This is a genomic window from Cohnella cellulosilytica (genome assembly GCF_042431195.1).
In the GTDB taxonomy this organism is placed as follows: Bacteria; Bacillota; Bacilli; order Paenibacillales; family Paenibacillaceae; genus Cohnella; species Cohnella cellulosilytica.
This window is the reverse complement of record NZ_JBHMDN010000011.1, coordinates 41753-58020: the sequence shown is the minus strand read 5'-3', so window position 1 is coordinate 58020 and position 16268 is coordinate 41753. Positions and strand designations below refer to the sequence as shown.

Here is a 16268-nt window from a genome sequence, read left to right as displayed (position 1 = left end):
GGGAACGAATCATGGAGAAGATGATCGAGGTCGCCAACCTGTCGTGGCGCAGAGATCGGAAGACGCTGCTGCATAACGTCAATTGGACGGTGAACAAAGGGGAGCATTGGGCGATTCTGGGTCTGAACGGTTCCGGCAAAACGACGCTGCTCAATATGATCAACGGTTACCTGTGGCCGACGCAAGGAACGGTCAGCGTGTTCGACAGTCCATTCGGCACCGTCGACCTGCGCGAGCTGCGCAAATCGATCGGCTGGGTCAGCTCTTCCTTGCAGGAGAAGCTGCACGGCGGCGACAAGGCGCAGTCGGTCGTGCTGAGCGGCAAGTTCGCTTCGATCGGACTGTACGACGAGCCGACGAAGGAGGACGAGGAATACGCGATCGAGCTCATGGAGCAGCTCCGCTGCTCGCATCTGATCGACCGGGCGTATCTGACCTGCTCGCAGGGGGAGAAACAGAAGCTGCTCATTGCCAGGGCGCTGATGGCGTCGCCGAAGCTGCTGATCCTGGACGAGCCCTGCAACGGACTCGATTTTATCTCGCGGGAGCAGCTGCTTGCCAGCATCGAGCGGCTTGCGCGTCGGCCGGACGCGCCGAATCTCGTTTTCGTTACGCATCATACGGAGGAGATTGTGCCGCTTTTTGGTCATTGCCTGCTGATGCGCAGAGGCGAAGTGTTCCGCGCGGGCGAGACGAAGGACGTGCTGACAGAACCGATTTTGAGCGATTTTTTCGAGACCGGCATCTCCGTACACTGGCATAACGAACGCGCAATCCTGACCTGGACGGGGCACGATCCCGAGCGCGAGCTGGATTAACGAACGCCGCGAATCGTTTGCGGCAGGACATTGCTCTCTTTTATTTGCGTTGTTCGCAAATAGAAGGGAGTTTTTTTCAGTAATCCCGTATGTTTGGGCAAGGCCGGTTCATTTTTGAGGACAATTGTACCCTTTTATCGGATTGTTGCGGTTGAATCGAACCCTTATCATTAAAGGCGAATCCAACCCAAGGAGGCAGACAATGAAAAGAATTGCGGCATTATTGATGGCAATTTGCATGGGGATCGCCGTTGTCGGATGTTCGGGATCGACGACAAAGGAAAATTCATCGGGCAAGGAAAGCGCCGGAACAACCGAGGAGAACAAAGCAGAGACGAAGGACTCCGGCAAGCTGGTCGTGTATACGGCCGCGGCTCAGGATGTACTCAATGCCTGCATTCCCGAATTCGAAGCCAAAACCGGCATCAAGGTTGAGCTTGTCACGGCAGGCACGGGAGAGCTGTTAAAGAGAATCGAAGCCGAACAAGCCAATCCGCTGGGAGACATCGAGTGGGGCGGCGTCGTTTCCGTAATCGCGCCGAAGATGGAGTTATTCGAGCCTTATCTTTCGCCGAATGAAAGCGCTCAACTGGATTCGACGAAAAATACGGAAGGTATGATCACCCGAAATAACATTATTCCGATGGTGCTGATCGTCAACACCAAGCTGATCGGCGACATCGAAATCGAAGGCTACGAGGATCTTCTCGATCCGCGCTTGAAAGGGAAAATTGCCTTCGCCGATCCGGCGAAATCCTCCACCTCCTTCTCCCATATGGTCAACATTCTGGGCACGATCGGCGCCGGAGACGAGAGCCAGGGATGGGAGTATATCGAAGCCTTCACGAAGAACCTGGACGGGAAGCTTCTGGCCAGCTCGTCGGCTGCGCCGAAAGGCGTCGCGGACGGGGAATACGTGGTGGGACTGACGCACGAGGAACTGGCTTCTTCGGCGATCAGGGACGGATCGCCCGTCAAGATCGTGTATATGAAAGAAGGAGCAATGGTATCGCCGGGCACGGTTCAAATTATTAAAGGCGCCAAAAACATGGAGAACGCCAAGAAGTTCGTGGATTTCCTTACTTCGAAGGAGCTGCAAACGCTTACCGCGTCCGAGCTCAGCATGCGCGCTTCGCGGAACGACGTTCCTGCGCCGGAAGGTTTGGCGGAAATCTCGGCCTTCAAGATCGTTCCCGAGGATATCGATAAAACGCTGCAGAACAGCCAAATCTGGCTGGACAAGTTCAAGGATATCTTCACCAGCTAAGCGCCGCGGCAGGACGCCGCTTATACGGCGGTAACCGGCAGGGAGACGCGGTCGCCGGTCAGCCCGATCCGAGGTCGTCGAGCGGGCGAACGGGGCCCCGCGTCTCCCCGGCCGGCCGGTCGGTCGTCAACACAGCAAGCAAGGGAGAAACCAGATGAGTATAGAGATTCATATCCAGAACGTAGTTAAACGCTATGACGAGGGCAAGATCACCGTTATCCCCGGATTATCGATAGATATTAACGATGGCGAGTTCTTCACTTTGCTTGGGCCTTCGGGATGCGGGAAAACGACATTGCTAAGGATGATCGCAGGGTTCAATTCCATTGAAGGGGGAGAGATCCGCTTTAACGACCGAGTGATCAACGAGATTCCGACGCATAAGAGGAACATCGGAATGGTCTTTCAGAATTATGCGATTTTCCCTCACTTGACGGTAAGGCAGAACGTCGAATACGGGTTAAAGTTCCGGACGATGTCTAGCGCGGAGAGACGCAAAAAGACGGACGACATCATGCACGTGGTCAAAATCGCGGAGTACCAGAACAGACTTCCCGAGAAGCTTTCGGGAGGACAGCAGCAGCGCGTAGCGCTGGCCAGGGCGATCGTCATTCATCCGAGCGTGCTGCTGATGGACGAACCGCTGTCCAATCTGGATGCGAAGCTGAGAATAGATATGAGAAGCGCCATTCGGGACATTCAAAAAGAAGTGGGGATTACGACCGTGTATGTCACGCACGACCAGGAGGAAGCGCTGGCCATATCCGACAGAATCGCCGTCATGAAGGACGGAGTGATCCAGCAGGTGGGAAGCCCGCGGGAAATCTATTCCCGTCCCGCGAACCTGTTCGTCTCGACCTTCATCGGACATTCCAATCTGCTTAAAGGCGAAATTCGCATCCACGGAAGCGAGAAACGGATTTCGACGATGGACGGCTATCAAATCCCGTTAACCAACCTGGTGGACGACGTTCAAGACGGACAACGCGTGCTGATCGCGGTAAGACCCGAGGAATTCGTCGTGGCCGACCGCGGGCTGCAGGCCGAAATTACCGGCAGCACCTTCCTGGGACAGTACGTGAATTACGCGGTCAGGTTTAAGGACGGGATAGCGATGGCTTCCGAGCTGTCCAATGAATTCGTTCAGGATTCGGGCAGCGTGCAAACCTTCTACGAAGTAAAGGATACGCTGCGGCTCGATCTGAGGGCGGACAAAATTAATGTGTTCACGGAGGATGGGGAACGGAGCTTAATCAAGGATGTGAGAACCTATGGTTAAGACCAGGCTAAAGCTGGATTTCTGGACGGTCACCACCTTGGTCATCGCCTTGTTCTTCGCCCTGTTTCTGATCTATCCCTTATTATCTCTCTTCATTAGCGGCTTTAGGGATTCGGCGACAGGCGCGTTTACGTTCGACAACTTTATTCGCTTTTTCGATAAGAAATATTATTATCAAGGTTTGATCAACAGCTTCTCTATCACGAGCTGCGTGACGGTTCTCGCCGTCCTGATCGGAGCGCCGCTGGCTTACGTCATGTCGGCCTATAAGGTCAAGGGTAAAAACCTGCTTGAAATCCTGATCATTATTTCCATGCTGTCCCCTCCGTTTATCGGCGCGTACTCCTGGATCCTGTTAGGCGGGCGCAGCGGGTTCGTTACGAGGTGGACGGAGAGTCTGCTGGGGATCGAGATGCCGAGCATCTACGGCTTTGGCGGCATTCTGCTCGTATTGACGTTGAAATTGTTCCCGTTCATCTACTTGTTCGTGTCCGGGGCATTGAAGAAGGTCGACGCTTCGCTGATCGAAGCGGCGGAAAGTCTGGGATGCAGTCCGCTCAAGAAAATGTTTACGGTTATCTTTCCGTTGATTACCCCTACGGTATTGGCCGGCTCGCTGCTTGTCTTCATGAACGCGATCGCGGACTTCGGCACGCCGATGCTGATCGGGGAAGGCTTTAATGTCATGCCGGTCATGATCTACTCGGAGTTCATCAGCGAAGTCGGCGGACGGGCGAATTTCTCGGCGGCCATGGCCGTCATTATGGTGCTGATTACGGCGGTTTTATTTCTCGGACAGAGATACGCGTCCAACAAGAAATCCTTTACGATGAGTTCCCTGAAGCCGCTAAAGCCTTCCAGGCTGAAGGGGATACGCGGAGTTATTATTCACGCTGCCGTCTATTTGCTGGTATTGCTTGCGGTTATCCCGCAGATTACCGTGATTTATACTTCTTTTCTGGCGACCAAGGGCTCCCGATTTCTTTCTTCCTTTTCGCTGGAGAGCTACAGAACGGTGTTCGGCTCGCTTATGCAAGCCATTTCCAACACTTATCTGTTAGGCCTTGAGGCGATCGTCATCATCATTTTATTGGGCATCTTTATCGCTTACCTGTCCACCCGGAAGAAGAACGCCTTGACCTCTTTTATTGACACGATTACCATCTTCCCTTATATTTTGCCTGGGTCGGTGTTGGGGATTACGCTGCTTTTGGCGTTCAACGACAAACCTTTGCTGCTAACCGGCACCGTTCTAATCCTGATTATTGCATTTGTCATAAGACGGCTTCCCTACACGCTTCGTTCGAGTGCGGCCATTCTTTATCAGATCAGTCCCAGCATGGAGGAAGCCTCCGTCAGTCTCGGTTGTCCTCCGGTAAGAAGCTTCTTCAAGGTAACCGCGGTCATGATGATGCCGGGCGTGCTTGCGGGGGCGATATTGAGCTGGATCACGGTCATTAACGAATTGAGCGCATCGATTATTCTGTATACGGGCAGCACCAAAACGATGTCGGTAGCCATTTACGCCGAAGTGATCAGGTCAAGCTACGGAACCGCGGCGGCGATCTCCAGCGTTCTTACGGTCACGACGGTCATTTCGCTGCTGATTTTCTTTAAGCTGACGGGAAGCAAGGAAGTTAGCGTGTAACGACGGAGCGGACGGGTGGAGAAATGAACAAAACATACGGGCGGTACAGAGATGACATCCGAAAAACGTTTACCATTTATGCGCTGATTCCAGTCATATTTATTACGTTATCCAGCTATGTTTTGTCCTTTTCCATTCTTTACAACACGATTTCAACGCGCAATTCCGCCCTTAATTCCGATGTCGCCAAAGCGGCCGAGTCCATTATTTCCATGTACATGAGCAAAGCGAACGACGTATCGGGCAGCGAAGCCGTGTTGTCCGCTCTTAAATCGGGGGCCGCAAGCACGGAATTGTACGGGGATTTTTACGATTTCGTTAACCGCAGCGCAACGAAAGCCAACTTTTTCGTGTTCGACAGCCAGCTGCATCCCGTCATCGCCAGTTCCACGCGCATTCCGGAATATGCCCGGTCCCGGGATGCGTTAGGCTGGGGCGTGCTGCGAAGGATGATGGATTCTCCGAATCAAGTCGTGCTCGCCAGACAAAGCTCCAATGCGACGTTCCGCAGCACGTTAACGATTGGCAAAGCGATCGTCCTAAATGGAAGCGTTGTCGGATTCGCCGCATTCGATCTGGAAGAAAAAGATTTGATTAAAATGTTCAGCCAGAACTTCTCGACCAGCACGGTAATCACCGATTCGTTCGGTTATGTCATCGCCTACACCAACGAGCTGTTGGTTGATCGCTTTGGCAAAATCGATGCAGAGTTCAGGGACGAGTCCGGTGTCGTCAAGTCGATGAACGACAGCCATTACGTGGCGAGGAAGACGATCCTTGGAGGCGAGCTGTCCGTCTATACGATTACGTCCATCGGCTTTTTTAATTCCATTCGGATGCTGGTAGGCGTACTGCTCGTTCTGCTTTGTGCCATGCTGACTCTGACGACCTACTTATCGGCGCGCAAGATTGCCAGCAGTAAAACGCGCGTCATCGACGATATGATCAGAGCCGTCGAGAACGTGAAGAACGGCAATCTGCAGACGCGTCTTGAAGTGAATACGAATAACGAGTTTCAGGTGTTTGCCGAATCCTATAATCAGATGCTGTCCGACATTGAACATTTGATTGAAGTGAATAAAGAGAAAGCGCTGCAAACCGTTCTGGCGGAAATCAAGCAGCTGGAATCGCAATTTAATCCTCATTTTCTTTTTAATACGTTGGAAATGATCCGCTATATGGTGAAGATAGCTCCGGCCTCGGTCAATCAAATTATCGTGGGCTTGTCGGAACTGTTAAGGTACAGCATCAATAACAACATTACGGAGATCAGTCTGAGAGAAGACATCGAGTATACCCAGAACTATCTTCTGATTCAGAAGTACCGTTTCGGCAAAAACCTGAACTACTCCATCGACGTGGACGAAGCCGCTTACGACTGCATCGTTCCGAAGCTGCTGGTGCAGCCGATGATCGAGAACGCGATTAAATACGGTTTTGCCGCCAAGTCGGCCTTGATGATCCGGATTCAAGCGGGCTTTGTGGAAAATAAACTGGTGGTCGTCATTAGTGACGACGGCGGGGGCATGGGACCCGAGGTGCTGGCCGAGTTGAAGATGATTTTGGCGAAGGGGATTAACCATTCGATTCATATGGGGCTCTATAACGTTCATCGCAGAGTGCGGCTCATGTACGGAGAAGCCTACGGCGTCGAGATTTCGAGCGAGGAAAACCGGGGTACCGTGGTGAAAATCAAGCTGCCGAGCGACAGGGGGGACGGACTGTGCTGAAGGTGCTGATTGTCGAAGACGAGGAAATTATTCGCAAAGGGCTCGTGCACACCCTCGATTGGCTCTCCATGGGCTGCGTGATCGTCGGAGACGCGGAGGACGGCTTCGAAGGGCTCCGGCTGTTCGAGGAGCATCGCCCGGATCTCGTCATTACGGACATTATGATGCCGCGTATGAACGGAATCGAGATGCTGGAGAAGATGACGAATCGTTACCCGTTCCATAGCGTCATTCTGACCAGCTATACCGAGTTCGAGTATGCCCAGCAGGCCATTTCGCTGCGAGTATCGGAATATTTGCTGAAGCCGGTCAATGAAGCCAAGCTTCTGAAAATTATAGAGGCGGTCAAGTCCGAGGTGAATCAGGAGAAGGCACTCGGCGATATCGCGGAGAAGGTGAAGCAAAACAGCGAATTCGATCTGGCGGAGCTGGACGTCTATATGTCCGCGGATAACGGGGTGAATTATTATGTCGGCGAGGCGATCAAGCGAATTCAAACGCATTATCAACGCAAGATCAGCGTGGAATCGATCGCCCAGGAGCTCGGGATCAGCCCCAGCTATTTGAGCAGAAAGTTCAGGGAGACCACCTCGCAGACCTTCCTGGATATTCTCAACAAGTACCGGGTCCAGAAAGCCGTCGAGCTGCTGCATACGCAGAAATACCGCATGAATGAAATTTCCGACAAGACCGGCTTTAGCGAATATAAACATTTTTGCTCCGTATTCAAGAAGTACACCCGCATGTCTCCTTCCGACTTTCAGAAGGCCGGCAATTGGGTGATGGTCAAAAGCTGTGCCCACGAGACGGAAAAGGACGACTAAGCTCGCGTTCGGCGATGCAGGATTAAAAAGGGAGAGAACTATGAAATATAATTATCATATGCATTCGATCCATTCCGACGGTACGAATACTCCGGAAGAATTAATCGCGCTTGCCCGGGAGCACGGAATCAAAGCGGTCGCGTTAACGGATCACGATACGATTGACGGCGTTGAAGCTTTCATGGCCGCGGCTGCGGGGACGGAGCTCGAGGCGATCCCAGGCGTAGAGATTTCATCGCGCATCGGACAACAGTACGTGCATATTCTCGGTTACGGAATAGACGTTAACCATGCTGAACTGATTGAATTGCTGCGGACGTTGACCGCGGAAGCGACGGAATACACCCGATATACCTTTGAAAAATACGTGGCGAAGAAGTACAACTATTCCTGGGAGCAAGTGTTAAGCCGCAGGAACAAAAAAGGGCTGTATCTCTCGGATTTGTTCTTCGCCATGCTGGAGGACGGAGTGTTTAACGACTGGGCGCAATTTTCGGGTTTTGTCGACTACTGCTTCCAATTCGGCGGGCAGCAATACGGGGCTTCGGTCGAGAAAAGCTTCGATGCGATCCAAAAAAGCGGCGGCAAAGCCTTCCTAGCCCACCCGAAGCTGATGAAGCTGGACCTGGACGAAGAATATCGGATCATTAAACGATTGAAGGAATCGGGCTTGGACGGAATCGAAGCCTATTATCCCGAGCATTCTCCGCAAGAATCCCAATGGTATGAACTCTGCTGCGAGAGATTGGACCTGGAAGTATCCGGAGGAACCGATTGGCACGGAATGGCGCGCCTGAAATCTCCTCTCTACTTCGTTGGACATGTTCGCGTGGGATGATTGGGCTGCGGGCGGCCGGCGAGGCGATCAGCTTTCGCGGGCCGTCTGCCTTTTTGCCGGCTTCGAATGCGGCCCCTTCTCCTTGACGCTGTCTAAGCCGCAAAGCTATAATAGCTTCAATTGATTGAGAGGGGCTCGGTTTAACCAGTGACTAACAACCAGCATGAAATGATCGTCGTACTCGATTTCGGCGGACAATACAACCAGCTGATCGCCAGACGCATTCGCGATCTGGGCGTGTACAGCGAGTTGCTTCCATTTAATACTTCGGCGGACAAGCTTCGCGAGCTGGCGCCCAAAGGCATCGTGTTCTCCGGAGGACCGGCGAGCGTATACGCGGAAGGCGCGCCTACGGTCGACCCGGCGATCTACGAGCTCGGAGTGCCGATCTTCGGCATCTGCTACGGCATGCAGCTCATGACGCACCAGCAAGGGGGCAAAGTCGAGCCGGCCCACAAACGCGAGTACGGAAAATCGGACATCGATTTCGCGCAAGGCTCGGCGCTCGTGCAAGGGTTGGACAGCCGTCAGACGGTATGGATGAGCCATGGGGATCACGTGACGGAGCTGCCGGCCGGGTTCCGCGTCGACGCCAGCACGGAGCACGCTCCGGTAGCGGCGATGAGCGATCCGGACCGGAAGTTTTTCGCGGTGCAATTCCACCCGGAGGTTCGCCACTCGGTGCACGGCAACGAGATGATCCGCAACTTCCTGTTCGGCGTCTGCGGCTGCAAGGGCGACTGGACGATGGGCTCGTTTATCGACGATATGGTGCGTGATATCCGCAATGAGGTCGGCGAGAAGAAAGTGCTGTGCGCGCTGTCCGGCGGCGTCGACTCCTCGGTCGTGGCCGTGCTGATCCATAAGGCGATCGGCGACCAGCTCACCTGCATGTTCATCGACCACGGCTTGCTGCGCAAGGGCGAGGCGGAGAGCGTCATGGAGACGTTCGTCGGCAAGTTCGGCATGAACGTCGTGAAGATCGATGCGAGCGAGCGATTCCTGGGCAACCTGAAGGGCGTGGACGATCCGGAGAAAAAGCGCAAAATCATCGGCAACGACTTCATTCGCGTGTTCGAGGAGGAGTCCGCGCAGTTCGACGACTTCACGTTCCTGGCGCAGGGCACGCTGTATACCGACATCGTCGAGAGCGGCACGGCGACGGCGCAGACGATCAAGTCGCACCACAACGTCGGCGGCCTGCCGGAGGACATGAAGTTTAAGCTGATCGAGCCGCTGAAGACGCTGTTCAAGGACGAGGTGCGCAGAGTCGGCGCGGAGTGCGGCCTGCCGGACGCCATCGTCATGCGCCAGCCGTTCCCTGGCCCGGGTCTTGCCATTCGCGTGCTAGGCGAAGTGACGGAGGAGAAGCTGGAGATCGTTCGCGAATCGGACGCGATCCTGCGCGACGAGATCGCCAAGGCCGGGCTGGATCGCGAGATTTGGCAGTATTTCACGGCGCTGCCGAACATGAAGAGCGTCGGCGTCATGGGCGACGGGCGTACCTACTCGCACACCGTCGGCATCCGCGCCGTCACCTCGATCGACGGCATGACCGCCGACTGGGCGCGCATTCCGTGGGATGTGCTGGAAAAGATCTCCAACCGCATCGTGAACGAGGTGCAGAACGTTAACCGTGTGGTGTACGACATTACGTCGAAGCCTCCCGCGACGATCGAGTGGGAGTAAGGTGATGGGAACAGACGCCGGCTTGTCTTGATGCTTCAAGATTTCAGGCGTCTGCCGCGAGAAATACTCTCTTTTATTTGCGTTGTTCGGCAAATAGAAGAGAGTATTTTTTATGGCCGCATCCGACTCCGACCGCTATAATATTTTTTCGACATAATCGGTTTCCTCTGCGCTTGTCTTGGCGAGGGTACGAATCGTACGAATGTCTTTCAGCGGCGGCAGGCCGAAGAACCGTTTATATTCGCGGTTGAACTGCGTCACGCTTTCGTAGCCGACATCGAACGCGGTTGACGTGACATCGGTATCGTCGGTAAGCAAAATTCTGCGCGCCTCCTGAAGCCGGAGCTGCTTCTGATACTGGATCGGGCTCAGAGTCGTGATGGATTTGAACTTGTGATGCAGGGTAGAGGGGCTCATACCGCCGGCCTGGGCGATCTCCTCTACGGTAAGGGGACGCGAGTAGTTGGCTTTGACGTAATGGATCGCCTTGCTGATGCCTGCCGCATCATGATGCAGCAGCATGTTGTTATAGAAGCGTGCGCCGTCCTCGTCGGTCAGCAAGCGGTAGATCAGCTCACGCTTCACATCGGGTGCGAGAAAAGCCGCCGCTTCGCTGTCCGCATCCAGCTGCATCAGCCGCTCAAGCACACGCAGCGTATCAATCCCGGTCCTACCGATAAACGCGCCTTCCGTCAACCGATTTTCTCCAATCGCTTTAAGCTTTGCATCCAGCGCAACGGATGCAATCTCGTCCGCCGTAAAGGCAATTCGGATCGCCAAGTACGGCGCTTCCGGTGCGGCATGAGCGACTTGGCCTTTGATCGGCATATCGATGTTGGAAGCGATATAATCCCCGGCTCCGTAATTGCAGGTATTATTGCGGATCATCAGCGTTTTGCCGCCTTGAAGGACTACGCATATCCCCGGCTGGAAAAAACCGTATTGCACCGTCGTCGGTTGATCCGCCTTCAGCAGCGAAACGAAGGTTATGCCGGTTTCGTGGATGCCGCGGGCAAAGGAATAAGACAGGCCAAGCTGCAGCAGCCGCCGTAAAACAACCGAACGCTCCTCCTCTTCCGTATGACGACGCATAAGTTTTCTCCTCCCTGTGAGCCTTTATCGAACAAAAACTTTCCGGGCTGGGTATCCGGGCCGTCGGAGTTTTAGGCAAGAATCAGGCGCAATCCGACTATCGGCTTCATTATAAGCTCATTACAATTAAAGACACAAGCCGCGGAATAAAGGGGAAAGAGGCTGCGCAGGGGGCGGCGTTTGCCGAAAAACAGCGTGCCGACGATGCCCAACGGTGGTATGCGGTTACTATCGTAACGGAATACGAAGATTGACGAACCCAAAGTTCGGTACGGGAAAACGCATTTCTCAGTTGACGGGGACGGATGTTATACTATTTACACATTGCGTCGAAGCCGCCGTTCGGGATCGGGCGGGAGCGATACTTTCAGCAAGGAAAGAACCTGCCGACATGGCCTCGGCAGGTTCTTTGGCGAAAAGGAGATCGTGCATGCATGGCCGATTATTATTATGAGTTTCGGGAGGCGCGCGTCCTTGCGCTTGGCTCGCCGGAGCGGCAAACAACCGTGACGACGGATATCCCCGCCTTGCTGCTGGTGACGGAAGGCGAGGGAAGCCTGCAGCTCGGCGAGTCTATCTGCAATTTGCACTTCGGCTGCCTTGCGCTGCTTGCTCCGGGTTCTCGGGCGCAGCTCCGCTGCCCCGAAGGCTCCGGCTTGCACGCTTATTTGCTGCAATTCGACGTATACCGGCTGATCGAACAGGGACGGAATCATCTGCTTCATCGCCGCTCGCACGAAATTTTGCCCCAGCCGGGACTTCTCGCCGACCGCTCCGGCCCGAGGCTGTTCGAGTTGTTCAAGCTGCTGCATGAAGCGGGGCAATCGCCGAACAAGACTTCGCTCTCGCTGACGCTGCAGCGGCTGCTGCTGGAGACGGTTGAACTGAGCTTCGCCAGAAGCGAAGACGGCGTGCCGTCTGGGGAGGACCCGATACGCAAAGCGATTCGCCATATTCACGAGCATTACGGAAGCGAGCTGAATCGGACGATGCTGGCTGAGCTGACGGGCTATCATCCGCATTATTTCTCGCGCAAATTTCTTCAGGAGACGGGGCTTCGCGTTTCGGACTATATCGCCACCGTTCGAATGCGCAAAGCGAAGGAGATGCTGTTGACGACGTTCGTTCCAATCCGCGATATCGCGGCTCGGACCGGCTACGGGGATGCGCTGTATTTCAGCCGGAAGTTTCGACAACTGACCGGAGCTTATCCGACCGAATACCGGGAGGCGCCCAAACGAGTCGCGGTTTATCATTTTCTCGGCACGATGCTTCAATTGGGAATCAAGCCCATTGCGTGCGAATCGCATATGCTTCGTTATTCGGATCAACTGCATGACAAGACGGGAGGAATCGAGTCGTTTGAGAGCTGGGATCTGGACAGGCTTCGCACGCTCAAGCCGGAGCTGATCGTGGCGTCAAACTATATGCACGCGGAGCTTCGAGGGCAACTGGAGGAAATAGCTCCGGTGTTGATCAAGTCCGAAGAGGTTCGCCCGCTGGACAATCTGAAGGTGTTCGGGAGCTTGCTTCGCCGGGAGCGCGAGGCCGATGCGGCGCTGACCCGTATGCTGGCGCTCGCGACGCAGCTGCGGGAGCGTCTGTCGCGATGGCAGGGCGAGACCGTCACGACCGCGGTATACGAGCTTTCGGCCGGGCATCTGTACGTGATGGGGCGCTACGATCGCTGTTGCTATGCCGCATATGAAATGCTGGGACTCAGGCCGCCCGCCTCGGTCGCGAATCGGCTGGCGGATAGCGGCACCTATCTTCGCCTGGAACCGGATCAGCTAGCGGAATATGCCGCTGACCACATGATTGTCTGCATGTACGAGGAGGAGGGCATGGAGCTGACCGAAGGGCTGACGGAAAGCGAGCCTTGGAACAGCCTTCCCGCGGTGAGGCGACGGCAGGTATACAAGGTGCCGATCGGACTTTATTGGTACAACGACGGTTTGTCGCTGGAGAGACAGATGCTAATGATCGCGGATTTGCTGCTGCACGGGAAGTGACGAAAATCCATGTCGATTGCGCTTCTTTTTCTATCGACGGTTGGACGACCGCTTGTTATCATTTCTATTGATAATGTTTCTCATTATCAACTAGAGGTACTGACAGGGCTGGAGGAGAAGCTGATGGATAGGAAGAAAAAGAGGGGGATGCTCGGCGCGCTGACGCTGACGTTCGGATTGATGCTGGCGGGATGTGGAACGGATAACGGCAATTCGTCGGAGTCGGCTCAGACTCAGGCAGCGGAGGCGGAGCCGAAAAGCGCGGCGCAGTCCGGAGAGACGGGACGGGCGTCGACGCGCGCGTTCGATACGGCGAAGGGGACAGTGCAAATTCCCGATCGGCCGCAGCGGATTGTAACGGATTACTACGGCGGAGAATTGATTGCCGCGGGGCTGAACGTTGTCGGCGCCGCACCGCTGACGTTCGACAACCCGTTTCTGAAGGAACGGCTGCAGGACGCGGAGGATGCGGGACAGCCGCTCAATACGGAAAAGATTTTGGAGCTGCAGCCCGATCTGATCGTAGTCATGTACGACGACTCATACGAGGCGCTGTCCAAAATCGCGCCAACCGTTCATATTCCGTTTAATACGGCCAAGTCCGTCACGGAGACGATCGCTCTGTTTTCGGAGCTGGCCGGCAGACCGGACGATGCGAAAACCTTGATCGACTCGTTCGAACAAAAGGGACAAACGGCGAGAGAGGCTTTGAAGAGCATAGTGGACGAACGGGCGACGATCGGTATTTACGAGTTGGTCAATGACGGCACGTTGTGGATATTCGGTGAAAATGCCGGGCGAGGAGGTCAGGTGTTCTATAACGCGCTCGGCTACCGTATGCCGCATCCTGACCCGACAGGCGAGCAGACGCTTCAATTGTCGATGGAAATGTTGCCTGAATACGCAGCGGACTATATGTTCTTGACCGTCTACGATCCGGATCATACCGGCGAGGCGTTGCGCGATCTGCAGGAACTGGAGATCTGGAAGCAATTGCCCGCGGTTCGCAACAACAGAGTGTTCATTAACGATTACGATTACTGGTACCCGAATGATCCGCTCGCCGTGATGGGGCAAATTGATCTTGCGGTCGATGCTCTGACGCAGCGCGAGGCGGAGAACGCAAAATAAAGATAGGGCCGAAGTGTTCCAACTTTTTCCCTTCGCAGATCGTCTGATAGGTATCGGAACGTTCTGCGGAGGGATTTTTTGCGTGGAGTAAATATCAAGGCTATGTGCGTTGCTGGTAATTCTTTCGAAGTGTGAGGGGAGCATGAGGATTAAATTGGTCAGTACTAAGACAGCATGTGAAATTGTCAGTTTTACGGGATCCGGGAGATGACTCGAACATGAATAGGTCTTTTTAGAGGTCAACATTTAACCCCACATATTTTAAAAAAAACATAATATTCTTTAAAATCCCATATTTTAAATATTTAGTAAATAAGGGCTATATAATGGTGTGATAAATTGAAGTATAATTAATTTACTGGGCCCCCAGTAAAATCCATCGAATGAAATAGGAGGTATTATTTGTGGGTATAAGTAAAAAGATAATAATATCCCCTTTTTTATTTTTGATGTTCGCAGGATCGGTATTTGCCTCTCCAGATTATGATAGGGGTATTTATGTGGATTCAACGTGCACCCCGGGATCGGGGATCTATATACGGGGAGCACAAATTGGAAGTGATAATGGATATTATCCTGAAGTTACATTTGTACGTATCTATTTTGAGTGGTACAAAGATGGGGTTTATACAGGGAGTAAGCAGGATCAAGATAGTACTGCACCAATTAGTGTATCAAATTACACGGCGGCCTGCGTCCACGAAGCGAGCGCTAGCTATAAGATGGCATGGTCTGAGCGCTGGGAAATGGAAGATGGAAGTGTTTGGAACCCCTCTAATGAAATAATATGGTAAACCAATAAAGAAAGGAGGAAAAGAACGTGACAATCTCCAGAGATAAATGGGGAAAATTAATTGTTTTCATATTGGGAGGCGCAATTATACTAATCGCATTGACGCAAATCGGCTACGCGAGACCGGATCCAGATTCTTATCCTGAGCGGGCGAAAGAGGGCAAGCTCTATTATAATGAACATCCTTCATTTGCTGACGAGCAGAAAATGTATCCGGAGGTAGCCGAAAAGCTATTGAACAGCTGGAAACAGGCAGCCGATAAGCTGAACGGCATCGTGCCCGTAAAAGACTGGAAGCTGATCAGCAGCGGCGATCTCGATCTGGAACTGACGAACGGTCTGCCCGATCAAGAAGTATCGACCTTTAACGAAGCGCTGTTCAGCGACGAGAGGAAGTCCGAATTGCAGAAAGGCGATCTCTATCCCGGCGCTCTGATCAGTCCGTCCGAGAATCGGGTCATTCTGCTCTGGGAGAAGTTCGACGGCAGCGCGGTGTATTTGCACATCGATTCCAAGACGGATGCCGACGGCTCCAGAACGTGGTTTCTGAATGGCGGAGTCAACCGGATCGGCAACTAGCTGGCCTGACTTTATAGCTGATAATCACAATCGCCTCCAGTGTTTGGTAGCCGCGCCTTAATGGGCTTTCAAACACTGGAGGCTTCGAATCTTTGGACATGGGCGTGCGCTATTCGCTTTTCCGCTTGGACACGAAACGGGAGTCGTTACACGATTGTTTAGAACATCGTCCTCCGTTTGAGCAAGAATCGGGAGTCGTTACACGATTTTTTAGAACATCGCCCTCCGTTTGAGCAAGAATTCTGAGCCGATACACGATTTTTTAGAACATTGCCCTCCGTTTGGACACGAATCGGGGGGCGATACACGATTTTTTAGAACATCGTCCTCCGTTTGAGCACGAAACGGGAGTCGTTACACGATTCTATAGAACATCAGCCTCCGTCAGAGCACGAATCGAGTCAAATTGAATGTTTTCATCGAGCAGACCCTCTCATGAGCGTCATTAGAGTGAAGTCACGCGGCTTCTTCGAATAACACGCCTTGAAAGATCCCCTAGCGAAAGATTCCCTTGTGGAAGGCCCCCGCCCCTATAGAACTTGTACACGAGTGAGCAACTGGATCAGTT

The 16268-nt window shown here is 53.5% G+C and carries 13 protein-coding genes; 12 read left to right on the top strand and 1 reads right to left on the bottom strand.

The annotated features are described in order from the left end of the window. Window positions 1–11: 11 nt before the first annotated feature. The 8 genes from ACFFT4_RS07900 to guaA all read left to right on the top strand — a co-directional run bounded on the left by ACFFT4_RS07900 (window position 12) and on the right by guaA (window position 10093). On the top strand, window positions 12–818 hold the full coding sequence (locus tag ACFFT4_RS07900; protein WP_378046532.1) for an ABC transporter ATP-binding protein: 807 nt from the start codon (window positions 12–14) through the stop codon (window positions 816–818). 202 nt (window positions 819–1020) lie between these two features. Then, the gene (locus tag ACFFT4_RS07895; RefSeq protein WP_378046530.1) at window positions 1021–2085 is read left to right on the top strand and encodes an ABC transporter substrate-binding protein; all 1065 of its coding nucleotides are present in this window, start codon (window positions 1021–1023) and stop codon (window positions 2083–2085) included. Window positions 2086–2239: 154 nt separating this feature from the next. Then, complete coding sequence (locus ACFFT4_RS07890) at window positions 2240–3364, top strand: ABC transporter ATP-binding protein (RefSeq protein ID WP_378046528.1); 1125 nt, start codon at window positions 2240–2242, stop codon at window positions 3362–3364. Then, entirely contained in the window at window positions 3357–5012 is a 1656-nt protein-coding gene (locus ACFFT4_RS07885; RefSeq protein ID WP_378046526.1) for an ABC transporter permease, read from the top strand. Before ACFFT4_RS07890 ends, ACFFT4_RS07885 begins: the two co-directional genes overlap by 8 nt. A gap of 212 nt (window positions 5013–5224) precedes the next feature. Beyond that, complete coding sequence (locus ACFFT4_RS07880) at window positions 5225–6742, top strand: sensor histidine kinase (RefSeq protein WP_378046525.1); 1518 nt, start codon at window positions 5225–5227, stop codon at window positions 6740–6742. Continuing rightward, window positions 6736–7566 carry a response regulator transcription factor gene (locus tag ACFFT4_RS07875; RefSeq protein ID WP_378046523.1) on the top strand — a complete coding sequence of 277 codons (831 nt, stop codon included), beginning with the start codon at window positions 6736–6738 and terminating at the stop codon, window positions 7564–7566. Before ACFFT4_RS07880 ends, ACFFT4_RS07875 begins: the two co-directional genes overlap by 7 nt. Window positions 7567–7606: 40 nt before the next feature. Then, window positions 7607–8404: a PHP domain-containing protein gene (locus ACFFT4_RS07870; protein ID WP_378046521.1), complete on the top strand. Its 798-nt coding sequence runs from the start codon at window positions 7607–7609 to the stop codon at window positions 8402–8404. A 168-nt stretch (window positions 8405–8572) separates the two neighbouring features. After that, the gene (gene guaA / locus ACFFT4_RS07865; protein ID WP_378046693.1) at window positions 8573–10093 is read left to right on the top strand and encodes a glutamine-hydrolyzing GMP synthase; all 1521 of its coding nucleotides are present in this window, start codon (window positions 8573–8575) and stop codon (window positions 10091–10093) included. A 135-nt stretch (window positions 10094–10228) separates the two neighbouring features. On the opposite strand, the gene ACFFT4_RS07860 is transcribed toward guaA, so the two are convergent. Further along, window positions 10229–11185, bottom strand: a complete 957-nt coding sequence (locus tag ACFFT4_RS07860) for an AraC family transcriptional regulator (RefSeq protein WP_378046519.1) — start codon at window positions 11183–11185, stop codon at window positions 10229–10231. Between the two features lie 434 nt (window positions 11186–11619). On the opposite strand from ACFFT4_RS07860, the gene ACFFT4_RS07855 reads away from it, so the two are divergent. The 4 genes from ACFFT4_RS07855 to ACFFT4_RS07840 all read left to right on the top strand — a co-directional run bounded on the left by ACFFT4_RS07855 (window position 11620) and on the right by ACFFT4_RS07840 (window position 15700). Further along, window positions 11620–13197 carry a helix-turn-helix domain-containing protein gene (locus ACFFT4_RS07855; protein ID WP_378046517.1) on the top strand — a complete coding sequence of 526 codons (1578 nt, stop codon included), beginning with the start codon at window positions 11620–11622 and terminating at the stop codon, window positions 13195–13197. A 123-nt stretch (window positions 13198–13320) separates the two neighbouring features. After that, a complete protein-coding gene (locus ACFFT4_RS07850; RefSeq protein ID WP_378046515.1) occupies window positions 13321–14328 on the top strand; it encodes an ABC transporter substrate-binding protein in 1008 nt (335 codons plus the stop codon). Between the two features lie 404 nt (window positions 14329–14732). Beyond that, on the top strand, window positions 14733–15122 hold the full coding sequence (locus tag ACFFT4_RS07845) for a hypothetical protein (RefSeq protein WP_378046513.1): 390 nt from the start codon (window positions 14733–14735) through the stop codon (window positions 15120–15122). 233 nt (window positions 15123–15355) lie between these two features. After that, window positions 15356–15700, top strand: a complete 345-nt coding sequence (locus ACFFT4_RS07840; protein ID WP_378046512.1) for a hypothetical protein — start codon at window positions 15356–15358, stop codon at window positions 15698–15700. Window positions 15701–16268 lie beyond the last annotated feature (568 nt).